This is a genomic window from Neorhizobium galegae, assembly GCF_017877055.1.
GTDB classification, from domain to species: domain Bacteria; phylum Pseudomonadota; class Alphaproteobacteria; order Rhizobiales; family Rhizobiaceae; genus Neorhizobium; species Neorhizobium galegae_D.
Genome location: NZ_JAGIPG010000001.1, coordinates 1,732,803 through 1,753,282, shown reverse-complemented (window position 1 = coordinate 1,753,282; position 20,480 = coordinate 1,732,803). Strand labels below are relative to the sequence as shown.

Below are 20,480 nucleotides of genomic sequence, written 5' to 3'. Positions count from 1 at the left end.
TTCCTGTCACTCCGTCCGCGCTCCGGCGCCAGCCCGTGCGGCCCGGCCGCCGCGTCGGCCGCTGGCAGCCGACGGTGCGGCCGTTGCCGCGGCTCCACCGCCTTCGACCGGCTTATAGTCCCGATAGGTCATGATCCAGTTACCGCAATTCTGATCCGTGCCGTTCAGCACGTTGGCGGCGCGCACCGCTTCCATCTCCTGCGGCCGGCAGGGGTTCATGATCGCCGACGTCATTCCGGCGCCGATCACCATCGGGATGAAGCCGGCATTGATGCCATGGCGGTGCGGCAGGCCGAAGGAGATGTTGGAGAGCCCGCAGGTGGTGTTGACCTTCAGCTCCTCGCGCAGGCGCCGCAGGAGGGCAAAGACCTGCAGGCCGGCGGTACCGAGCGCGCCGATCGGCATGACCAGCGGATCGACGACGATGTCGTGCGGTTTGATGCCGTAGTCGGCGGCGCGTTCGACGATCTTCTTGGCGACTGCGAAACGCACGTCGGGATCCATCGAAATGCCGGTTTCGTCGTTGGAGATCGCCACGACCGGCACGTCGTATTTCTTGCAGAGTGGAAGGATCGCCTCGAGCTTTTCCTCCTCGCCGGTGACCGAGTTGATCAGCGGCCGGCCCCTGGCGACCTTCAGCGCCGCCTCGATCGCGGCCGTTACGGAACTGTCGATCGACAGCGGCACGTCGACAAGGCCCTGGACGATTTCCAACGTCTGGACGAGCAGGCCGGGTTCGGTTTCGTTGGGATTGACCGAGGTGACCCCGGCATTGACGTCGAGCATGGTGGCGCCGGCCGCGACCTGTTCCAGCGCATCCCTGATGACCGTGTCGAAATTGCCCTCGATCATTTCGGCCGCGAGCTTCTTGCGGCCCGTCGGGTTGATGCGTTCGCCGATCACGCAAAAGGGCTGGTCGAAGCCGATCACGATCTCCCGGGTTGCGGATGCGACGATGGTGCGGGTCATTTCTTCCTCCAGGCGCGCGACGCGGCGCCAAACGATGTGGCAGTCTGAACGTCAGGCGATGTCACGGCCGCCCGTCTTCACCAGCGCGACGAGTTTTTCCCTGTCGTAGGCCGCCTCGAGCTCGGCGGCCGCCCTGTCGGCTTCGGCTTCAAGATCGTCGGAAACGACGGTCGGCTCGGCCTTGCGCCATTCTGCAAGGTAGTCGTCCGTGCCGGCGGCGCCGCTGCGCATCGCGCACATGTCGATCGCCTCGGTGAAGCGCAGCGACAATTCCCGCTTGGCAGTCTGGCGGCCCTTCTTGATGATCACCTGAGCCGGAATATCCCGCCAGAAGACGACGATGCGGTCGGCCATGAATTCCTCCGTATTGAGGCGCAGCATGCACGGCTGCGGGCGACAAGACTGCGCTTGCGACGACGTCGCACCCAGCAAAATACGACGCGGCGATGGGATTGCCTTGCGGGATGCGGGGCCGGATGCCGGTTACCAGATCTTCCGGGTCAGCCCGTGGTATAGCCAGGTCCAGATCGGCGGCGGGAAACGCAGTGCGGACGGGCCTTGCGGCTGGTACGGCTTCAAGGTGCCGTCGATGGCGTCCTGAAGAGCATGGACGCTGATATCGACGGAAGAGGCGGTCATCAGCAGCGGATAGGTGGCGAGCGTATCGGCGCGCGCCGGCGTCACGCGGTTCTCGTAGAGCGTCCCGCCGGTATCGATGCCCTTGTCGACCAGATGCACGGTCGCCCCAAAATTCTTCTCGTCACCTTCCACACGCGACCAGTAACCACCCATCTGGCCGCGATACATCGGGTTGATACCCGCATGGAAATTGATGACGGGGCAGGGCATTGCGGCAAGTGTAGCGGGCGACAGGATGCCGCAGGATATGGTGAAGATCGCTGCCGGCTTCAGGCTTGTCACCGCTGCGTGACAGGCCGGATCGTTGAGTGATGCTACGCGCGTCACGGGGATTGCCGGGTTCAGTTCGGCGGAATGGCCGTAGTCGCGGATGATCTCGGCGGAGCGCCTTGCCGCCACGCTCTTGGTGAGCCTCGATGCGATCATCGTAGCGAGCTGACCGAGCGCGGTGAACCAGCCGAATCGTCGGGCGCGGCGTTTCAGCAGCGTGCCCTTCGATTCCGGCTGTTCCTCGATGACATGCAGGTCGGGAAAATGTTTTGCCAATGCGTTGATCATCACCTGCGGGTTCACCCCGCCCGATGTCATCACCACGATCCGAGAATTCCCGTCCTGCATCGATCCCTCCGCAAAAAGCGCAGGACCGCACTCTTCCGACGAAGGCCCGAAGAAACGGTTAAACCGAGCGTAACGCCTGCGTGAGGTCGCCATAACCGGTGAAGCGGTATTCGTATTCCAGGCCGAGATATTCGGCGGCGCCACGCGCCTTGTCCTGGAGGACCTTGTCTTCTTCCTGGCTGAGATAGACGAGTTTTCGGTAATTGCCGAAATACATGTCCTTCAGCTGCGGGTGGCGGTCGAGGCCGAGCGGTTCGATGACGAAGGCCTCGAACTGGCGGGCAAGGAAGTCCGTCAGGAAAAACGAGAACAGGTCTTCGTCCGCTTTCGCGGCAAAAACGTCGTTTCCGGCGAAGAAGGAATAACAGTGTGGGCCCTCGATGCGGGCTATGCCCTCGCGCTCGCAGAGCCGGTCGATCTCGCCGCCGGTTCCGCAATCCGCATAGGCGAAAAAGATCTTTTCGAAACCCGCTTGCCGCGCCTCGGCTACGGCTTTCTCTAGCCCCGGAACGATCTTTTGCGGATAGGCATGCCAGATGGCCGGAAGACAGTTGAGGTCGATATGGCCGAGGCCCTGCTGCCTGGAAACGGCGAGAATTTCCCGCGCGATCGCTCCGCACGCGATCACGTGAACTTTTTCGCGAGTTGAACGTTCCTTTGCCGGAAATTCAATTTCCGTCACAAATTCCTTCCTCTTCATCGGAGTATTCTATCATGACGGCCAAGACAGTCACGGTGATCGCGGCACTTCTCGCGACGATGGTTTCACTTACATCCTGCGGCAATACCATTCGCGGCATAGGCAAGGACACGGCCAATACCGTCAACGCCACGCAGGACGCGGGCCGCCGGGTCGATCGCGCCGCGCGCTAAGGCGTCGCCGTCAGCAAGCCCTCCGGCGCCTCAGGCGCCGGCGGCAAGGCTGTTGTGCTTGCGGCGGATATATTCCTTTGCCGTTTCGACGGCGACCGCCGCATCGCGGCAATAGGCATCGGCACCGACCGCCTTGCCGAACTCCTCGTTGAGCGGCGCGCCGCCGACCAGGACGATATAGTCGTCGCGCATGCCCTTTTCCTTCAGGGTGTCGATGACGACCTTCATATAGGGCATGGTCGTGGTTAGAAGTGCCGACATTCCAAGAATATCCGGCTGTTCCCGCTCGATCGCCTCAAGATAGTTTTCGACCGGATTGTTGATGCCGAGATCGACGACGTCGAAGCCCGCACCCTCCATCATCATGCCGACGAGGTTCTTGCCGATGTCATGGATGTCGCCCTTGACGGTGCCGATCACCATCTTGCCGAGTTTCGGAGCACCGGTCTCGACCAGAAGCGGCCGCAGGATGAACATGCCGGCCTTCATGGCATTCGCCGAGAGCAGCACTTCCGGCACGAACAGGATGCCATCGCGAAAATCGATGCCGACGATGCGCATGCCTTCGACCAGCGCCTTCGTGAGGACGTCATAGGGCGTCCAGCCGCGCGCGAGCAGGATGTTGGTCGCCTCCTCGATCTCCTCCTTCAAGCCGTCGTAAAGGTCGTCGTGCATCTGCTGCACGAGTTCCTCGTCGGAAAGTTCCGCCAGGATGATTTCGTCGTCGGACATGCAATGCTTCCCTTCGTTCGAGGGGCCGGCGGTTTCAAGCCGGCAAATCAGACGCTGACCGTCTCGACTATCTGTACCTTTATTTCGCTTGGCAATTTCTTTCGTATGCGACAGCGGCGCGTCGGAAAAACGACGGCGTGACGAGGTCGGAATGTCTGTCCTGCGCAAACCCGTGACGCAGAAAGGCAGGGCTCGGCTTGCAGTTGAGCCTAGCATGGCGCATCAGAACAAAGGCGCCAACAAAAGGCGAGGTGAGGACACATGGACGATTTGACCCCAGAGACGGAACCGGCAGGCGGTGGAGCAAGACGCGGCCGCGGCGAGCGGGGCGCGGCAGGCCGCCGGGCGGCGCGTGCGGGCAACGGTCCCGGCCTCTCCTTGCCCTATATCACCCGCAAGATAGGTGTTTACGAGGTGCTGGACGAGGAGGGACTGGCTCTCATCGAGCGCAATGCGGATCTCATCCTCGAAGAGATCGGCATCGAATTCCGCGACGACGACGAAGCACTCGATCTCTGGGCGAAGGCGGGTGCCGATGTCCAGGGCCACCGGGTGCATTTCCCCAAGGGGCTCTGCCGCGAACTCCTGAAGACCGCACCGAGCGAATTCACCTGGCATGCCCGCAATCCGGAACGCAATGTCCAGATCGGCGGCAAGGCGACCGTGTTCGCGCCGGTCTACGGGCCTCCCTTCGTGCGCGATCTCGACGGCAAGCGCCGTTATGCGACGATCGAGGATTTCCGCAATTTCGTGAAGCTCGCCTACATGGCGCCGTCGATGCATTCGTCGGGCGGCACGGTCTGCGAGCCGGTCGATGTGCCGGTCAACAAGCGGCATCTCGACATGGTCTACAGCCATATCAAATATTCCGACAAGCCGTTCATGGGATCGGTCACCGCGCCGGAGCGCGCCGAGGACACGGTCGCCATGACGAAGCTGGTGTTCGGCGACGAGTTCGTCGAGAACAACTGCGTCACCCTGAACCTCATCAACGCCAACTCGCCGATGGTGTTCGACGGAACCATGCTCGGCGCGCTCAAGGTCTACGCCCGGCATAACCAGGCCTCCGTCGTGTCACCCTTCATCCTGTCCGGCGCCATGAGCCCGGTGACGGTGACGGGCACGCTGACGCAGATCCTTGCCGAAGTGCTGGCAGGAGCTGCGCTGACGCAGCTGATCCGCAAGGGCTCGCCGGTTCTGTTCGGCACCTTCGCGGCGTCGATCTCGATGCAGTCGGGTGCCCCGACCTTCGGGACTCCCGAACCGTCGCTGGTCTCCTATGGCGCCGCACAACTCGCCCGCCGCCTCGGCCTGCCGTTCCGCACCGGCGGTTCGCTCTGCGGCTCGAAAGTGCCCGATGCGCAGGCGGCGCATGAATCGGCCAATACGCTCAATACGACCCTGCTTGCAGGCACCAATTTCGTGCTGCATGCCGCCGGCTGGCTGGAAGGCGGCCTGGTGTCTTCGTATGAGAAGTTCATGATCGACCAGGACCAGCTCGGCATGATGCAGAAGATGGCGCAGGGTGTCGATTTGTCCGAAGAAGGCCAGGCGCTCGATGCCATCCGCGAAGTCGGCCCCGGCAGCCATTATCTCGGTTGTGCCCATACGCAGGCGCATTTCCAGACGGCCTTCTATCGTTCGGCGCTGATGGACAATAATTCCTTCGAACAGTGGGAGATCGAGGGCGAGAAGCGGATCGAGCAGCGCGCCAACGCGCTCTGCCGCTCCTGGCTCGACAGCTACGAAGCGCCGCCGCTCGATCCCGCGATCGACGAGGCGTTGCTCGCCTTCATCCGGGATCGCAAGGATTCGATGCCCGACGCCTTCACCTGAAGAGAGCCCGATGCCGCCAGGGAGCAAGGCGGCGCCAGACTGGTCGCCGATTTCATCCAGGAGGGGGTCTGGCGACCGCATTACAGATACCAGGGGCCCCGGTGAGGCCGCCTTCACCAGTTCTCGACGAGATTGCCGCGTCGCTCGAACCCCACGGCATCCTGATCCGCGGCGTGGTGAATTTCGGACCGGGCGAGGGGCCGTTGCTGGGCGACGGTACCCTTGCACGGGCCGTCGTACTACTCGGCAATGTCGGAGGTTCGATCTGGCCGGAGTTTACGGAATGGCGAAAAGTCCATGACTGTCCCGATCCCCTCGATACGTGGTCGAAGACGCTGATCCGGCCGCTCGCCGAACAACTCGGAGCCGCCGCCTATTTTCCGTCCGATCCGCCCTGGCAGCCGTTCCAGCAATGGGCGATGAAGGCCGAAGGGCTGAAGTCGTCGCCGCTCGGCATCCTCATCCATCCGCAGTTCGGGCTCTGGCACGGTTATCGCGGCGCTCTCGGTTTTCCGTTTGCGATCGAGAAATCGCCCGATGAGGCCAGGCATCCTTGCGAGAGCTGCGCGGATAAGCCCTGCCTGTCGGCCTGTCCCGTCAATGCGGTCAGCCTGTCGGGCTTCGACATTCCCCGATGCCGAGCCTATCTTGCGGGCGACGCGGGCAAGGCGACGTGCATGGTTTCCGGCTGTGTCGCTCGCAATGCCTGTCCGGTCGGTGCAAGGTATCGCTACCCGCCGAAGCAGCTCGAATTCCATATGGAAGCGCTGATGCGCTGAACTTAAAATTTTTTCTTGCCCCCCAAGGAATTCTCCGAGGGAAACGTCTAAGTTTTCAAGCGACGGAAAAGCGGGCGGATAAGTGAGCGCGGAAATCCTCGATAAGGCATGCCAGGGCGACCGCAATGCGTTCTCAGCGCTCGTCGAGACGCATTACGATTTCATTCATGCCGTCGCCTGGCGCTGGTGCGGCTCACAAAGCGATGCGGAAGACATTGCCCAGGACGTCTGCATCCGTCTTGGCAAGGCGATCCGCGGCTTCAAGGGACAGTCCGCGTTCCGCACCTGGCTCTACACGCTGACACTGAATGCGGTGCGCGACCATCAGCGCCGATTATCCCGGCAGCGGCGCGACCATGACCGGCTCGCAAACGATCCGATCTTCTTTTCGCATCTGGAATCGGAGGAAGACGACCGCGGCGACTGGCTGTGGGCCGCGGTGCGCCGCCTGCCGGAAAAGCAGCGGGATGCAGTCCTTTTGGTTCATAGCGAGGGCCTCTCCCATGCGGCTGCGGCGGGCATTCTCGACTGCAGCGAAAACACGGTCTCCTGGCATCTGCACGAGGCTCGCAAACGATTGAAGGACCTTCTGAAGAAGGAGGTGGTCTGACCATGACGGACGAATTCGACCAGCTCGGCAACCTGCCCCCGGCGCCCCGCGCTTCCAGCACGGCACACGCCCGTGCGCTTGCCGCCGCCATGCAGGCGTTCGACGAGACGGAAAAAAATGCAGCGCGCAGCAAAGGAAGTTCCTGGTGGCGGCGTCAAAACTCCGTTCTCAACCGGATCTGGAGCACCCCCATGGTCACCCAACACCGTTATCTCGCCGGCTCGGCGCTTGCGACGATGCTGATCATTCCTGCAGCCGCCCTGCTGACCTTCGAACTGACGCGCGGTAACCTGCCAAACTCGGGTCAGGTCAACCTGCCGCAAGTCCTGGACGCGCCGAAGCCGACCCTGGAAAAAGTGCCGGTGCCGTCAATCGCGACACCGGCTGCGCCGCGGCAGCGGGAAGCGGATCGAAAGACCGATGCCCCACAGCCGGCTCAATCCCCGAAGCAGAGCGATCCGAGCGTGGCGGATGGTGCTCGGCTGCTGAACAGGCAGGAGACAGCTGGCGGTGCGGTTAAGCGGAGCGGTGCGCCTGCCGCTTCCACGGCTCCCGGTCCCATGCCCGCACCGCCAGCCATGGCGGAACGCGCGGCGCCGTTGGCGGTCGCTCCACGTTATGCGCCCACTGAGCACGGAATCCTGCCGCCGCTCGAAGAAAGCCGCGACCGCTTCGCCAATGCACAAACCAACCCGGTGAAAAGCGTTGCGACGGATCCGGTCTCGACCTTCTCCGTCGACGTCGATACAGCGTCCTATGCCCTCGTCCGCCGCGCGCTGATGGAAGGGCGGCTGCCCGATCCGGACAGCGTGCGGGTGGAGGAGATGATCAACTACTTCCCATATGACTGGCCGCGGCCGCAGACGGTTGACGAGCCGTTCCGTACCACCGTCACCGTCACGCCGACGCCGTGGAATACCGGCACGCGGCTGATGCATGTGGCGATCAAGGGCTTCGAGACAGCGCCGGCTTCTCAGCCTGCCGCCAATCTTGTTTTCCTGATCGACGTTTCGGGTTCGATGAACGCGCCGGACAAGCTGCCGCTCCTGAAAAGCGCCTTCCGCCTGCTGGTCGGCAAATTGAAGCCGGAGGACAAGGTCTCGATCGTCACCTATGCCGGCAACGCCGGGACGGTGCTGGAGCCGACATCCGCCCGGGAACGGGACAGGATCCTCGCCGCGATCGACAATCTGAGGCCGGGCGGCTCGACGGCTGGCGCGGAAGGGATCGATGCGGCCTATCGGCTGGCCCGCCAGGCCTTCATCCAGGGCGGCGTCAATCGGGTGATGCTGGCGACCGACGGCGATTTCAATGTGGGTGCCTCCAGCGACGAAGAGCTCAAGCGGATCATCGAGCAGCGCCGCAAGGACGGCATTTTTCTGTCGGTTCTTGGCTTCGGCAAGGGCAATCTCAACGACAGCCTGATGCAGACGCTCGCCCAGAACGGCAACGGCACGGCTGCCTATATCGACACCCTTGCCGAGGCGCAGAAGTCGCTTGTCGACGAGGCCGGCTCGACGCTTTTCCCGATCGCCAAGGACGTCAAGATCCAGGTGGAGTTCAACCCGCAGCAGATCTCCGAATACCGCCTGGTCGGCTACGAGACCCGGGCGCTGAAGCGCGAGGATTTCAACAACGACCGGGTGGATGCCGGCGATATTGGTTCCGGCCATGCGGTGACGGCAATCTACGAGGTGACGCCGAAGGGGAGTGCCTCGGCGCTCAACGAGCCACTACGTTACGGCCCGGCAGCGCCCTCCGCGCCGGTTGCGATCAGCGATGAAATGGCCTTCGTCAAAATCCGCTACAAGCAGCCGGATGGCGACACCAGCAAGCTGATCACCACTGTTGTCACCGAGATGAATGCGGTGCGCGACTTCTCGGCGGCGCCTCAGGACGTGCGTTTCGCCACGGCCGTCGCCGCCTTCGGCCAGAAACTGCGCGGCGCCGATGCGCTCGACGCCTATCCCTACCGCCTGATCCTCGACATGGCGCGCAATGCCCGCGGCGAGGATGCGTTCGGATATCGGGGTGGTTTCCTCGACCTGGTGCGGCTCGCCGAAACGCTCGACCGCCGATAAATCAGGCCTTGGGGTAGGCCCGCTCCAGCCCCCCGGAGCGGGTCAGTCCGTCGCGAAACGCCGAATAAGCCGGATGCTGGCTGGACTTCGCCGCTTCCATCAGCCGGATCTGCAGCCGGGCAGGGGCGGCGTTGCCGATCCATTCGCCGCATTTCTGCAGCTTTAGCGAGTTCAGGAATTTTGCTTCGGAGGCCTGGTCGAGATAGAGATGCAGGCCATCGAGCAGCAGCTCGTCGGATGTCGGATTGTCCATCAGCAGCGTCAGCCAAGACTGGTTCTCGGCCGAGAAATTCGAAAGGCTTTCCGCTACCGTTTCCCGGCTGCCGATCGGGGATATGTTTGCCATGTCTGTGTCCTTCAGCCCAACGGGTCAGCCGCGGCGGCGGCGTCTTTCCCGGCCGGAATCTCCGCCCGATTCACTGGCGGTCTTATTGCGCAGCGGGCCGATCTTGTCGACGATTTCCTCGATCGTCGGACGCGGCCGAGGGGTATAATCGTCGAGTGCTGCGCGCATGGCGGCCAGATGTTCGCAGGACGTGCCGCAGCATCCGCCGATGATCCTTGCGCCGGCATCGCGGGCAAGCCGTGCATATTCGGCCATCAGCGGCGGCGTACCCGAATAGAAGATTTCGGAGCCGCGAAATTCCGGAATGCCGCAATTGCCCTTGACGATGGTCACCGCATGGGGATCGGCCGCCGTCATGTCGAGCAGGCTCGACAGGATATCGGAGGCGCCGACGCCGCAATTGGCGCCGGCCGCCACCGGGCCTTCGCCGACATCCTTCGCCACGCCGTGGATCTGCTTGGGATCGAGCCCCATCATCGTCCTGCCGGCCGTGTCGAAAGAGCCGGTATAGGTATAGGGCAACCCGACCTTGACGGCAGCTTCGGCCGCCGCGCGGATTTCTTCCGGCGCGGACATGGTTTCGATCCAGGCGATATCGGCCCCGCCGGCCTTCAGGCCTTCGATCTGTTCCGAAAAGGCGGCGACTGCATCGTCATAGGTCATGGCACCGAGCGGCGCGAGCAGCTCGCCGGTCGGTCCGACCGAACCCGCGACGATCACTTTGCGACCCGCTCCGTCTGCCACCTTGCGGGCAATCTCGGCGGCAAGCCTGTTGAGCTCGTGCACCCGGCCTTCCGCCCTGTGCAGCTTCAGCCGCTGGCGCGTGCCGCCGAAGGAATTGGTAAGGATGATGTCGGCGCCCGCATCGACGAAATCCTGATGCAGCTTCTCGATCTTTTCAGGCGCGGCCTCGTTCCACAGTTCCGGCGCCTCGCCGGCCTCCAGGCCCATGGCAAAGAGATTGGTGCCGGTCGCGCCGTCGGCCAGCAGCACGCCCTTTTCAGCCAGAAGTTCGGTCAGTGCGTTGGCGGTCGGCATGGCGGCGCTCCTTGCAATGGAAATATCATATAAAGAAACCTTTATATGATTGCAACTCGCAGCCACCTGCCTCTTCGCGACGCCCACGGCTTCAGCAACGCCGGTTCGAACAATCGCGTCAGAGCGATGCCTTGATCTTGTCGGCGACGTCGGGAGCGACCCACTTGGTCCAGATATCCGGACTGGTTTCCAGAAAATGTTTGGCGGCAGCTTCGTTGGTGCTCTTGTTCGCTTCCTGCCAGGCAAGCAAGCTGTTGACCGCCGTATTGGTCCACTTGCGCCTCTTGATATAGTCCATCGCCACCTCCGCCTTCTGGGGGAATTGTTTGGTGACCAGAGTGAAGGCCTGGGACGTCGGATAGGAGTTGACCTTCGGGTTCGGGCAGTTCGCCACGGCGGTGCAGGCGTCCCAATCGGCCTTGTCGTGCGGGACGTTGAAGGAGAGCTTCACCATCTCGTATTTGCCGAGAAAGGCCGTCGGAGCCCAGTAGTAGCCGAGCCAGCCGGTCTTTTTCTCGAAGGCGTTGGTGATCGAACCGTCAAGGCCGGCGGCCGTGCCGGTATCGATCAGATCGAATTTCTTTTCTTCGGCGCCAAGCGCGCGGAACAGGTTGGCGGTCGAAACCTGGCAGCTCCAGCCGGACGGGCAGTTATAGACGGCACCCCTTCCGGATTTCTGCGGCGCGGGGAAAAGATCCGGATGGGTCAACGCCTGTTGCACGGTCTTGATGTCGGGATGGGCGTCGGCGAGGAATTTCGGGATCCACCAGCCTTCGACAGCCCCGTCGGAGAGAATCTCCGCGCCGACGATCATTCGGCCCTCGGCAACGGCCTTGTCGAGTGTGGTGCGCACGGAGTTGATCCAGAACTCCGGCGCCAGATCCGGCTGGCTTCTTTCGTTCATGGACGTGAAGGTCGGAAGCGTGTCGCCCGGGACGAGCTGGACCGTGCAGCCGAAGCCTTGTTCGAGGATGACCTTGTCGAGATTGGCCGCAATGCCGGCCGAGGCCCAGTTCATTTCGGCGATCGAGACCGTACCGCAATCCGCCGAGGCTGACCCTGCGAAAGCATAGAGACCGGCAGCAAAGACCGTGGAAGCGAGGATTTTTTTCATTCAGGGACCTCCCGGTCTTTCCTTTCACTGCTTACTTCAATCGAGCGCGAGGTGGTGGCCACTGTTGGATCCAGTCTGAGCAGGCCTGCGAGTATAGGTCTCGTTCGCATCTGCGACAGCATTCCATGGATAGTGTGCATTTATTATGTCAGTTCAAATCACGGTACGTCTTCCTCATCAGAAATCAACACGCGCAGGATGGCGCAATCTGCGCTGGTCAACGATTTAGCCTCCTAAGACCACCACTTCCAAGGACGCAGACATTCACTGATTGCGAAGCCGTATCGCGTCAGGCTGGGCCTTTTTCCGGTAGCCCCCGCTATCCACTCCGTCATTCTTTCGGAAAGAACGGAAAAATGGGAAAAACACACAGCTCACGGAGTTCACTAACCATCCGGTAAGAATGTGGCGTTATTGCTTTTCATGCGGGCGGTTAGCTCGCGCTTGGCGCCGGATCAGGTAGTGCGTACCGGTCGCCCTTGCCGTCCGATGGCAGGCCCAGTTTGTTGGCCCGCGGACACCTCATCTTCCGATCGTTGTCAAACTCGCGACTGTCAAATATGGGGCCACGGCCTCCTTTGCCAAATGTGCGGGTTTGCGGCCGAAATCGGCTGGCCCGACCCGGTCAGCCGAGGCTGCCTTCGTCGATGAAGCCGAGCAAAGGCCAACGGGTGTTGGTTGACACTCGGCGTATATAGCTGCACCATTTATCGGCAATGCGAATCCAGAGACATCATCACCAACAGGGCCGGACGCCTCCTGTCTACGAATCGTCCGGTCCCCTCTGGTTCAGGCCGTTTTCTCCATGACACGCACCGGTCACGTCACCCTCGTCCTCGGCGGCGCCCGCTCGGGCAAATCCGGCTTTTCGGAAAGGCTTGCCAAGGAGAGCGGCCTGGAACGGCACTACGTCGCCACCGGTCGTGCCTATGACGACGAGATGCGCGAGCGCATCGCCCGGCATCGTGTCGATCGCGGAGACGGCTGGACCACGCATGAAGTGCCGCTCGATCTGGTGGAGCGACTGAGCGATATCGATGCGCCGGGCAGGGTCATCCTCGTCGATTGCCTGACGCTCTGGCTCACCAACCTGATGATGGACGAGCGCGATATCGACATTGCAGCCGCCGCCTTCGTGCGCCGGTTCGAAAGCCTCTCGGCGAAGCTGATCCTCGTCTCCAACGAGGTCGGCCTCGGCATCGTGCCGGACAACAAGATGGCGCGGGAGTTCCGAGACCATGCCGGAAGGCTGCATCAGCGGATCGCGGCATCGGCCGACGAGGTCTTCTTCATCGCAGCCGGCCTGCCCCTCAGGATGAAGGGCTAGAAGCCGAGCCAGACGCGGACGGGATGGGCTGGATCGGCGAGCAGTTTCAGCGCCAGCGCCAGGCAGGACACGACCAGAAGCGGCTTGATCAGTTTCGCGCCGTTCTTCATGGCCAGCCGCGAACCCACCTGGGCGCCGAGGAACTGGCCAACGCCCATGATCAGGCCAATCTTCCAAAGCACCGACCCGGTTGCCGCAAAGACCAGGAACGAGCCGAAATTCGAGCCGAGATTGATCAGCTTGGTATGAGCGGTCGCCTTCAGCATGCCGAAGCCCGCGAGCAGCACGAAACCCAGCATGTAGAACGAGCCTGCGCCAGGCCCGAATATGCCGTCGTAGAGGCCGACCAACGGCACGACCGTCACGCCGAACACGAAGGGCGTCACCCGCCGGTGACTGTCGATGTCGTTGAGGTTGGGCTTGACCGCGAAGAACAGCGCGATGGCGATCAGCAGGAACGGGATTGCCGCCGCAAGCCAGCCTGCCGGCACCAGCGACGCGAGGGTGGCGCCGACGGCCCCGCCGATCAGTGACATCGCCGCCATCGGCAACTGGCTTTTGAGGTTCACGTGACCTCGCCGCGCATAGGCGATCGTCGCTGACGCCGACCCGAACTGCGACTGCAGCTTGTTGGTGGCAAGCGATTCGAGCGGCGGAATGCCTGCGATCAGCATGACCGGGATGGTGATGAGCCCGCCACCGCCGGCAATCGAATCGACGAAACCGGCAAAAATCGCGGCAAGAAACAGTAGGAAGAGAAATTGGAATGCGAGGTCGGTCAAGGGGAGGAGACTCTGTAAGCGGAAGCGGACCCGGACGGGCACGGCGGGCTTTTCGCATCGAACCGTCGTCACCGCAATCGCCTTCCGCGAACCGCAGCCATGTCGCTTCCGGGATTGCGCATCATCGGTTTGGCGTTATTGTGCGCCGCTTTCGAAGAGCCGAAATGAGGAAAAGCATATGCACAAGGTGATTTTCGACACGGATCCCGGCGTTGACGACGCAATGGCGCTGCTCTTTCTGCACCGGCACCCGGAGATCGACCTTCTTGGCGTGACGACCGTTTTCGGCAATGTTCCGCTCGATCTCACCACCCGCAATGCGCAGTTCCTGCATCAGGAGTGGGGGATTTCAGCCCCCATCGCCAAAGGCGCCGACAGGACGATCGATCCGTTGCGCAGCGACGATCGCGCCGCTTCCGTCGTGCATGGCCTTGACGGTCTCGGCAATATCGGTCTGCCGGAGACGATCGACTGGCCGCTCGATCCGCGTCCCGCCTACCAGTTCATAATCGACACCGTCCGCGACAATCCGGGGGAGGTGACGCTGATCGCCGTCGGCCGGATGACCAACCTGGCGCTGGCGCTGCAGGCCGATCCGGATTTCGCCGGTCTCGTCAAGGAAGTCATCGTCATGGGCGGCGCCTTCGATGTGAACGGCAACGTCACGCCGGCAGCGGAAGCCAATATCCATGGCGATCCGGAAGCCGCCGACATCATATTCACCACGCCGTGGAAGGTCACGATCGTCGGTCTGGACGTGACGATGAAGACGATCATGACGGGGGAGTATCTCGCCGACATGGCCAAGTCGGGTGAAAAGTCGGTGCAGCTACTCTCCGACCTGTCGCAATATTATATCGAATTCTACAAGAGCCGTGTTGGCATTTCCGGCATGGCGGTGCATGACAGCACGGCCTGCGTCTATCTGGTGCGGCCTGACCTCTTCATCCTCCGCACCGGTCCGGTGCGAGTCGTCTGCGGCGGCATTGCGGATGGCGAAACCATCCAGGCGCCGGACAACGCCCGCAAGTTCGTCGGCACGGCCTGGGACGGCCAGCCGAGCCAGTGGGTGTGCACCGATGTCCGATCGGGCGAGGTTCTGGAGGTGATCCGGGCCGCGCTGGTCGAGAGCCGGGCCTCCGGAGCCTAGGCGATTGCTGTTTAGGCAACAGTTCCGGTGCAAATTTTCATGCGGGAACACGAGGCCATTGGCATTTGTGATCGATTTCCCTATGTGGAACCTTGATTTTGATATTCGACAAAGGACATGGGCGTGACAGCTACATTCGATAAAGTTGCCGACATCATCGCTGAAACCAGCGAAATCGATCGCGAAACCATCACGCCGGAAAGCCACACGATCGATGACCTGGGCATCGACAGCCTGGACTTCCTGGATATCGTATTCGCCATCGACAAGGAATTCGGGATCAAGATTCCGCTGGAACAGTGGACCCAGGAAGTGAACGAGGGCAAGGTTTCGACCGAAGAGTACTTCGTTCTGAAGAACCTGTGTGCCAAGATCGACGAGCTGAAGGCGGCCAAGGGCTGATCGTCACTGATCATCCCGGGCCGGCAAACTCATGCTGCTCGAATATTTCCAGATGATCGACCGCGTCGAAGCGGTCGATCTTGGGGCCAAGGTGTTGAAGGCGCGGTCTGTCGTGCCGTCCAAAAGCCCTGTCTTCGAAGGCCATTTTCCCGGAATGCCGCTGGTGCCGGGCGTGCTCCTGATCGAGACCATGGCGCAGGCCTCCGGTTTCCTGGTGCTTGCCGCCACCGATTTCGCCGCCATGCCGTTTTTGATGTCGGTCGACGGTGCCAAGATGCGCGCCTTTGTGGAACCCGACGCGGTTCTCGACATCGAGGCGTTTCTGGAGCATGAGGGATCCGGTTACGCGGTGACCAAGGCAAAGATCACGTGTAACGGCAAGAAGGTCTGCGATGCGCAGCTCAAACTGCGCACCATGCCGTTCAGCGAAATCCCGCTGGCGCCGGTCATCCGCAAGCGCGCGGAAGAGGTCGGCCTGATGGATGCGATTGCCGCAGGCGCATAAAAACCCGCCCGTTCAGTCCGGTGGGTCAAAGAGGACATTATGAAGTCTGACAATGATGTCGTGATCACCGGTATCGGGATCGTCACCAGCCAGGGCGTTGGCAAGGAGCCGCATATCGCGCTGCTGTCGTCGGCGGAAGCGGGCGTCCCGAAAGTCGAGACCGATCGTTTCGCGCCGTATCCGGTGCATCCGATGCCCGAGATCGACTGGTCGGCGCAGATCGCCAAGCGTGGCGACCAGCGCCAGATGGAGAACTGGCAGCGGCTCGGCGTGTTTTCCGCAGGCCTCGCGCTCGACGACGCCGGCCTGAAGACGGATGCGGACGCCTGCGCTTCCATGGACATGATCGTGGCCGCCGGCGGCGGCGAACGCGACATCAAGGTCGATTCGCTGATCGTCGACGAAGCGCTGAAGCGCAACGACCGCGAAATGCTTTTGAACGAGAAGCTGACGACCGAGCTCCGCCCGACGCTGTTTCTGGCGCAGCTTTCCAATCTGGTCGCCGGCAATATCTCGATCGTCCACAAGGTCACCGGTTCGTCGCGCACGTTCATGGGCGAAGAGGCGGCCGGCATCTCAGCCGTCGAGACCGCCTTCCACCGCATTAAAGCCGGCCAATCGACCCACAGCCTGGTCGGCGGCGCATTCGTCGCCGAACGCGCCGACATCATTCTTCTTGTCGAGGGTATTCGTGCGCATGCGACCGGCGGCTGGCATCCGCTGTGGTCGCGTTCCACTGAGGATGGCGGCGGCATGATCATGGGCACGGTCGGCGCCTTCCTGGTGCTCGAATCGCGCGCCCATGCGCAAGCACGCGGCGCGCATGTCTACGCTGTCATCGATGCCATCGAAGGCGATCGCGGCAATCGCGACGAGGGCAGGCTCGAAAAGCGCCTCACCCGTCTTGCCGGCCATGCCTCTGGCATTTCCAAGGCCGATACGGTCGTCTTTTCGGGCGCCAGCGGCGTCGTGGATCTGGCGTCGCGCGAAAAGGCGCTGCTGGAGACGGAGTTTCCCGGTGCTGCGATCCGCGGTTTCGGCGGCGTTACCGGACATGGCATGGAAGCGCAGTTCCCGCTTGGTCTGGCACTTGCCGCACTGACCTTGGATGGAGCCGCAAAGGTTCCCACATTCGATGCCCAGAACGAACGGCCGATGGCGGCGCCCGCAAAGCATGCGGTGGTGACATCAGTCGGTTATACGCGCGGCGAGGGCCTTGCTGTCCTCTCGGCCGCGTAAAGGAGATTTTGATGAGCGACAACCGCTTCAAGGATCATCTCGGCCGTCCGATCATCGCGATCACCGGCATGGGCGTCATCACCTCGCTCGGCCAGGGACTTGCCGACAACTGGGCTGCGCTGACGTCCGGCACTTCCGGAATCCACAAGGTGACCCGTTTCCCGACCGAGGGCCTGTCCACCCGGATCAGCGGCACGGTGGATTTCATCGCCGTTCCGGCCGAAAATTCCGTGGAGCGTTCCTTCGCCTTCGCCCGCGAGACCACCACCGAGGCGCTCGCCCAGTCGGGCCTTTCCGGCGATTTCGACGGACCGCTCTTCCTCGCCGCACCGCCGGTCGAGCCGGAATGGAGCGATCGTTTTGCGCTTGCCGACCGCGCTCCGCCGTCAAAGACCGAAGGTGACGCCTATGACCGCTTCCTTGCCGCCATGCGCGAACGTCCGGACCCGGTCTTCCTCGAAGCCGTCCAGTTCGGCTCGATCTCCGAACGCCTTGCCGACAAGTTCGGCACACGCGGACTGCCGGTGACGCTCTCGACCGCCTGCGCCTCCGGTGTCACCGCCATCCAGCTCGGCGTCGAAGCGATCCGCCAGGGCCGTACCGACCGGTCGCTGGTGGTAGCGACCGACGGTTCGGTCAGCGCCGAAGCGCTGATCCGCTTCTCGCTCCTTTCCGCGCTCTCCACCCAGAACGACCCGCCGGAAAAGGCTTCCAAGCCGTTCAGCAAGGATCGCGACGGGTTCGTCATCGCAGAAGGTGCCGCGACGCTGGTGCTCGAATCGCTCGAATCGGCGATCGCCCGCGGCGCCAAGGTGCTCGGCATCATGAAGGGCTGCGGCGAAAAGGCCGACCATTTCCACCGCACCCGTTCCTCGCCGGACGGCGGCCCGGCGATCGCCACGATTCGTGCTGCGCTGGCGGATGCCGGCATGGACGAAAGCGGCATCGGCTATATCAATGCGCACGGCACCTCGACGCCGGAAAACGACAAGATGGAATATGGCGCGATGCTCGCCGTCTTCGGCGATCGACTGAAGGAAATTCCGGTTTCCTCCAACAAGTCGATGATAGGCCATACGCTGACCGCGGCCGGCGCCGTCGAGGCCGTCTTCTCGATCCAGACGATGCTGACCGGAACCCTGCCGCCGACCATCAACTACACCAACCCCGATCCGACGATCGTGCTTGATGTGGTGCCGAACAAAAAGCGGGACGGGCAGCCGAAGGCGGTCCTTTCCAACTCATTCGGCTTCGGCGGACAGAACGCCAGCCTTGTCATGACGCTGGAACCGGCTTAGAGACCGTCGCCAATCACGTTTGACGAATTGGGACGCCTCCGGGCGAAGGAAGACTATATGCGCGCTCTGCAACTGATCGATGACCGGAAGCTCGAAGCGGTGGACATTCCCGAGCCGGAAGCTCCGGGCCCGGGTGAGGTAACGCTGCGGGTCAAGGCGGTCGCGCTCAACCATATCGACGTCTGGGGCTGGCGCGGCATGGCATTCGCCAAGCGCAAGATGCCGCTGACGATCGGCGCGGAAGCTTCCGGCGTCGTCGAGGCGATCGGGCCGGGCGTATCGAACGTGCTGCCGGGCCAGCTCGTGTCGATCTATGGTGCGCGCACCTGTGGTCTCTGCAAACCCTGCCGCGAGAAGCGCGACAATCTCTGCGAACACGTTTCGGGCGTTCACGGCTTCCATCTGGACGGCTTTGCGCAGGAGAAGGCCAACCTGCCGGCCCGCCTGCTGGTGCCGGCACCTCCGGGCGTCGATGCGGTCGCGGCAGCCCTTGCACCGGTCACGTTCGGCACCGTCGAGCACATGTTGTTCGACAACGCCAAGCTGCAGCCGGGCGAAACCATTCTCGTCCATGCGGGTGGCTCGGGCATCGGCACGGCGGCGATCCAGCTCGCCAAGAAGATCGGCTGCACCGTCATCACGACCGTTGGCTCGGACGACAAGATCGAACGGGCCAAGGCGCTCGGCGCCGATCACGTCATCAACTACCGCACCGACCGCTTCGAGGGCGTCGTGCGCAAGCTCACCAAGAAGAAGGGCGTCGACGTCGTCTTCGAACATGTCGGCAAGGATACCTGGGCGGGCTCGATGCTGTCCATGAAGCGCGGCGGCCGCCTCGTGACCTGCGGTTCCACGTCCGGCGTCTCGACCGACATGAACCTGATGATGCTCTTCCAGCAGCAGCTGAAGCTATTCGGCTCCTTCGGCTGCCGCATGGAGAACATGGCAAATGCCATGCAGAAGATGGCCCAGGGCATCGTTCATCCGGTGATCGACACGGAAGTCACCTTCGCCGAGATCGACAAGGCGCTGGAGCGGATGGAAACCCGCCAGGTGTTCGGCAAGATCGTCCTCCGGATGGACTGAGGCGTCTCCCGTGAAGATGTTCATCACCCGGATCGCCCTGGCGCTCCTCCACTTCCAGCAATGGGTGGTGGCGCAGAGCGCGTTCGGGCTCCTGAATTTCCTGAAGATTTTTCCGGCGGATCCGGGCATTCGGTTCGCCGACCGTATGGCGCGGCGCATCGGGCCGAAGCTCGGCCGCCACAAGCTGATGCTCGTCAACCTGCGCAACGCTTATCCGGAAAAGACCGACGAGGAGCTTGAGGAGATCGCCATAGCGAGCTGGGGCCATATGGGCCGGCTCGCCGCCGAATACGTCTTCCTCGACAGGCTGTTCGATTTCGATCCCGAACAGGACAAACCGGGCAGGGTGGAAGTCTCGGGCGTGCCGATCTTCGTGGACCTGCGCGACAATCCGCGCCCGTTCATCGTCTTCACGGCCCATACAGGCAATTTCGAACTGCTGCCGGTCGCCGGTAACGCGTTCGGCCTCGAAGTGACGGTTCTCTTCCGGCCGCCGAACAATCCTTACATCGCCGACAAGGTTTTTGCCTTCCGCAGCGCCCGTATGGGGCAGCTCGTGCCTTCGCATGCCGGCTCGTCCTTTGCTTTGGCGCGCAAGCTCGAAACGGGCGGCGGCGTTGGCGTCCTTGTGGATCAGAAATTCCGCAAAGGGCTCAAGACCAGCTTTTTCGGACAGCCCGTCCAGACGAGCCCCTTGCTCGCAAAGCTGGTTCGGCAGTTCGATGCGGAAGTTTATCCGGCCCGCTGCATCCGACTGCCGGGCAATCGCTTCCGGCTCGAGATCGAGCCGAAGATCGAACTGCCGCGCGATGCGAAAGGCAAACTCGACCTCCAGGCCACCGGGCAGCTCCTCAACGACAAGGTGGAAGCCTGGGTTCGCGAATACCCGGAACAATGGCTCTGGTACCACGACCGGTGGCATATCAAACGGTATCTGTAACCGGATAATATTTTATATTTTATCGCGTCTCCGCGTTGCATGACAGGACTTATACGTTAAGTCACCGGCCAAATATTGGCTCTGCTTTTTGAGGGATAAATTAATCTGAATCGCAT

22 protein-coding genes are annotated in these 20,480 nt (G+C 62.3%); 13 read left to right on the top strand and 9 right to left on the bottom strand.

Features of this window, described 5'->3' with window-relative positions:
• Positions 1-6 precede the first annotated feature (6 nt).
• The 4 genes from J2857_RS08220 to J2857_RS08205 all read right to left on the bottom strand — a co-directional run bounded on the left by J2857_RS08220 (position 7) and on the right by J2857_RS08205 (position 2,926).
• Positions 7-969: a methyltetrahydrofolate cobalamin methyltransferase gene (locus tag J2857_RS08220; RefSeq protein WP_210009609.1), complete on the bottom strand. Its 963-nt coding sequence runs from the start codon at positions 967-969 to the stop codon at positions 7-9.
• 51 nt (positions 970-1,020) lie between these two features.
• Entirely contained in the window at positions 1,021-1,323 is a 303-nt protein-coding gene (locus J2857_RS08215) for a virulence factor (protein WP_210009608.1), read from the bottom strand.
• A gap of 129 nt (positions 1,324-1,452) precedes the next feature.
• On the bottom strand, positions 1,453-2,226 hold the full coding sequence (locus tag J2857_RS08210; RefSeq protein WP_210009607.1) for a formyl transferase: 774 nt from the start codon (positions 2,224-2,226) through the stop codon (positions 1,453-1,455).
• A 58-nt stretch (positions 2,227-2,284) separates the two neighbouring features.
• Positions 2,285-2,926, bottom strand: coding sequence for a DUF1638 domain-containing protein (locus J2857_RS08205; protein WP_210009606.1), 642 nt, complete (start codon positions 2,924-2,926; stop codon positions 2,285-2,287).
• A 14-nt stretch (positions 2,927-2,940) separates the two neighbouring features.
• Here J2857_RS08205 and J2857_RS08200 point away from each other — a divergent pair, with 14 nt between their 5' ends.
• A complete protein-coding gene (locus J2857_RS08200) occupies positions 2,941-3,099 on the top strand; it encodes an entericidin (RefSeq protein ID WP_007773962.1) in 159 nt (52 codons plus the stop codon).
• A gap of 30 nt (positions 3,100-3,129) precedes the next feature.
• On the opposite strand, the gene J2857_RS08195 is transcribed toward J2857_RS08200, so the two are convergent.
• Entirely contained in the window at positions 3,130-3,831 is a 702-nt protein-coding gene (locus J2857_RS08195; RefSeq protein WP_210009604.1) for a corrinoid protein, read from the bottom strand.
• 261 nt (positions 3,832-4,092) lie between these two features.
• On the opposite strand from J2857_RS08195, the gene J2857_RS08190 reads away from it, so the two are divergent.
• The 4 genes from J2857_RS08190 (at position 4,093) to J2857_RS08175 (ending at position 9,137) form a co-directional block, all read left to right on the top strand.
• Positions 4,093-5,667 carry a trimethylamine methyltransferase family protein gene (locus J2857_RS08190; protein ID WP_210009602.1) on the top strand — a complete coding sequence of 525 codons (1,575 nt, stop codon included), beginning with the start codon at positions 4,093-4,095 and terminating at the stop codon, positions 5,665-5,667.
• Positions 5,668-5,768: 101 nt separating this feature from the next.
• The gene (locus J2857_RS08185; protein WP_210009601.1) at positions 5,769-6,446 is read left to right on the top strand and encodes a ferredoxin; all 678 of its coding nucleotides are present in this window, start codon (positions 5,769-5,771) and stop codon (positions 6,444-6,446) included.
• Between the two features lie 82 nt (positions 6,447-6,528).
• Entirely contained in the window at positions 6,529-7,056 is a 528-nt protein-coding gene (locus tag J2857_RS08180; protein WP_210009600.1) for an RNA polymerase sigma factor, read from the top strand.
• Between the two features lie 2 nt (positions 7,057-7,058).
• The gene (locus J2857_RS08175; RefSeq protein ID WP_245363050.1) at positions 7,059-9,137 is read left to right on the top strand and encodes a VWA domain-containing protein; all 2,079 of its coding nucleotides are present in this window, start codon (positions 7,059-7,061) and stop codon (positions 9,135-9,137) included.
• A gap of 1 nt (position 9,138) precedes the next feature.
• Here the strand turns inward: J2857_RS08175 and J2857_RS08170 are convergent, their stop codons facing one another.
• The 3 genes from J2857_RS08170 to J2857_RS08160 all read right to left on the bottom strand — a co-directional run bounded on the left by J2857_RS08170 (position 9,139) and on the right by J2857_RS08160 (position 11,635).
• Positions 9,139-9,483, bottom strand: coding sequence for a hypothetical protein (locus J2857_RS08170; protein ID WP_210009599.1), 345 nt, complete (start codon positions 9,481-9,483; stop codon positions 9,139-9,141).
• A gap of 24 nt (positions 9,484-9,507) precedes the next feature.
• Positions 9,508-10,521 carry a betaine--homocysteine S-methyltransferase gene (bmt, locus tag J2857_RS08165; RefSeq protein WP_210009598.1) on the bottom strand — a complete coding sequence of 338 codons (1,014 nt, stop codon included), beginning with the start codon at positions 10,519-10,521 and terminating at the stop codon, positions 9,508-9,510.
• A gap of 118 nt (positions 10,522-10,639) precedes the next feature.
• On the bottom strand, positions 10,640-11,635 hold the full coding sequence (locus J2857_RS08160) for an ABC transporter substrate-binding protein (RefSeq protein ID WP_210009597.1): 996 nt from the start codon (positions 11,633-11,635) through the stop codon (positions 10,640-10,642).
• A gap of 805 nt (positions 11,636-12,440) precedes the next feature.
• Between J2857_RS08160 and cobU the strand changes: the two genes are divergently transcribed.
• A complete protein-coding gene (cobU, locus tag J2857_RS08155) occupies positions 12,441-12,962 on the top strand; it encodes a bifunctional adenosylcobinamide kinase/adenosylcobinamide-phosphate guanylyltransferase (protein ID WP_210009596.1) in 522 nt (173 codons plus the stop codon).
• On the opposite strand, the gene J2857_RS08150 is transcribed toward cobU, so the two are convergent.
• On the bottom strand, positions 12,959-13,744 hold the full coding sequence (locus J2857_RS08150) for a TSUP family transporter (protein ID WP_210009595.1): 786 nt from the start codon (positions 13,742-13,744) through the stop codon (positions 12,959-12,961). The two genes, cobU and J2857_RS08150, sit on opposite strands and share 4 nt — an antisense overlap.
• Before the next feature lie 178 nt (positions 13,745-13,922).
• Here J2857_RS08150 and J2857_RS08145 point away from each other — a divergent pair, with 178 nt between their 5' ends.
• The 7 genes from J2857_RS08145 (at position 13,923) to J2857_RS08115 (ending at position 20,364) form a co-directional block, all read left to right on the top strand.
• Positions 13,923-14,894 carry a nucleoside hydrolase gene (locus J2857_RS08145; protein ID WP_210009594.1) on the top strand — a complete coding sequence of 324 codons (972 nt, stop codon included), beginning with the start codon at positions 13,923-13,925 and terminating at the stop codon, positions 14,892-14,894.
• A gap of 117 nt (positions 14,895-15,011) precedes the next feature.
• The gene (locus J2857_RS08140; RefSeq protein WP_092662234.1) at positions 15,012-15,296 is read left to right on the top strand and encodes an acyl carrier protein; all 285 of its coding nucleotides are present in this window, start codon (positions 15,012-15,014) and stop codon (positions 15,294-15,296) included.
• Positions 15,297-15,327: 31 nt separating this feature from the next.
• Complete coding sequence (locus tag J2857_RS08135; protein ID WP_210009593.1) at positions 15,328-15,801, top strand: 3-hydroxyacyl-ACP dehydratase FabZ family protein; 474 nt, start codon at positions 15,328-15,330, stop codon at positions 15,799-15,801.
• 39 nt (positions 15,802-15,840) lie between these two features.
• The gene (locus tag J2857_RS08130; RefSeq protein ID WP_210009592.1) at positions 15,841-17,040 is read left to right on the top strand and encodes a beta-ketoacyl-ACP synthase; all 1,200 of its coding nucleotides are present in this window, start codon (positions 15,841-15,843) and stop codon (positions 17,038-17,040) included.
• Positions 17,041-17,051: 11 nt separating this feature from the next.
• Positions 17,052-18,338 carry a beta-ketoacyl-ACP synthase gene (locus J2857_RS08125; protein WP_210009591.1) on the top strand — a complete coding sequence of 429 codons (1,287 nt, stop codon included), beginning with the start codon at positions 17,052-17,054 and terminating at the stop codon, positions 18,336-18,338.
• Positions 18,339-18,395: 57 nt separating this feature from the next.
• Positions 18,396-19,424 (top strand): zinc-binding dehydrogenase, encoded by a 1,029-nt coding sequence (locus tag J2857_RS08120; protein WP_210009590.1) that lies wholly within the window; start codon positions 18,396-18,398, stop codon positions 19,422-19,424.
• A 10-nt stretch (positions 19,425-19,434) separates the two neighbouring features.
• Positions 19,435-20,364 carry a lipid A biosynthesis lauroyl acyltransferase gene (locus tag J2857_RS08115; protein ID WP_210009589.1) on the top strand — a complete coding sequence of 310 codons (930 nt, stop codon included), beginning with the start codon at positions 19,435-19,437 and terminating at the stop codon, positions 20,362-20,364.
• Positions 20,365-20,480 lie beyond the last annotated feature (116 nt).

Bases quoted from the DNA above. Each gene is read 5' to 3' on its own strand.
- J2857_RS08145 (WP_210009594.1), top strand. From the start codon at position 13,923: ATGCACAAGGTGATTTTCGACACGGATCCCGGCGTTGACGACGCAATG.
- J2857_RS08215 (WP_210009608.1), bottom strand. From the start codon at position 1,323: ATGGCCGACCGCATCGTCGTCTTCTGGCGGGATATTCCGGCTCAGGTG.
- J2857_RS08195 (WP_210009604.1), bottom strand. From the start codon at position 3,831: ATGTCCGACGACGAAATCATCCTGGCGGAACTTTCCGACGAGGAACTC.
- J2857_RS08205 (WP_210009606.1), bottom strand. From the start codon at position 2,926: ATGAAGAGGAAGGAATTTGTGACGGAAATTGAATTTCCGGCAAAGGAA.
- cobU (WP_210009596.1), top strand. From the start codon at position 12,441: ATGACACGCACCGGTCACGTCACCCTCGTCCTCGGCGGCGCCCGCTCG.
- J2857_RS08135 (WP_210009593.1), top strand. From the start codon at position 15,328: ATGCTGCTCGAATATTTCCAGATGATCGACCGCGTCGAAGCGGTCGAT.
- J2857_RS08175 (WP_245363050.1), top strand. From the start codon at position 7,059: ATGACGGACGAATTCGACCAGCTCGGCAACCTGCCCCCGGCGCCCCGC.
- J2857_RS08125 (WP_210009591.1), top strand. From the start codon at position 17,052: ATGAGCGACAACCGCTTCAAGGATCATCTCGGCCGTCCGATCATCGCG.
- J2857_RS08200 (WP_007773962.1), top strand. From the start codon at position 2,941: ATGACGGCCAAGACAGTCACGGTGATCGCGGCACTTCTCGCGACGATG.
- J2857_RS08220 (WP_210009609.1), bottom strand. From the start codon at position 969: ATGACCCGCACCATCGTCGCATCCGCAACCCGGGAGATCGTGATCGGC.
- J2857_RS08130 (WP_210009592.1), top strand. From the start codon at position 15,841: ATGAAGTCTGACAATGATGTCGTGATCACCGGTATCGGGATCGTCACC.
- J2857_RS08210 (WP_210009607.1), bottom strand. From the start codon at position 2,226: ATGCAGGACGGGAATTCTCGGATCGTGGTGATGACATCGGGCGGGGTG.
- J2857_RS08140 (WP_092662234.1), top strand. From the start codon at position 15,012: ATGGGCGTGACAGCTACATTCGATAAAGTTGCCGACATCATCGCTGAA.
- J2857_RS08190 (WP_210009602.1), top strand. From the start codon at position 4,093: ATGGACGATTTGACCCCAGAGACGGAACCGGCAGGCGGTGGAGCAAGA.
- bmt (WP_210009598.1), bottom strand. From the start codon at position 10,521: ATGCCGACCGCCAACGCACTGACCGAACTTCTGGCTGAAAAGGGCGTG.
- J2857_RS08120 (WP_210009590.1), top strand. From the start codon at position 18,396: ATGCGCGCTCTGCAACTGATCGATGACCGGAAGCTCGAAGCGGTGGAC.
- J2857_RS08170 (WP_210009599.1), bottom strand. From the start codon at position 9,483: ATGGCAAACATATCCCCGATCGGCAGCCGGGAAACGGTAGCGGAAAGC.
- J2857_RS08160 (WP_210009597.1), bottom strand. From the start codon at position 11,635: ATGAAAAAAATCCTCGCTTCCACGGTCTTTGCTGCCGGTCTCTATGCT.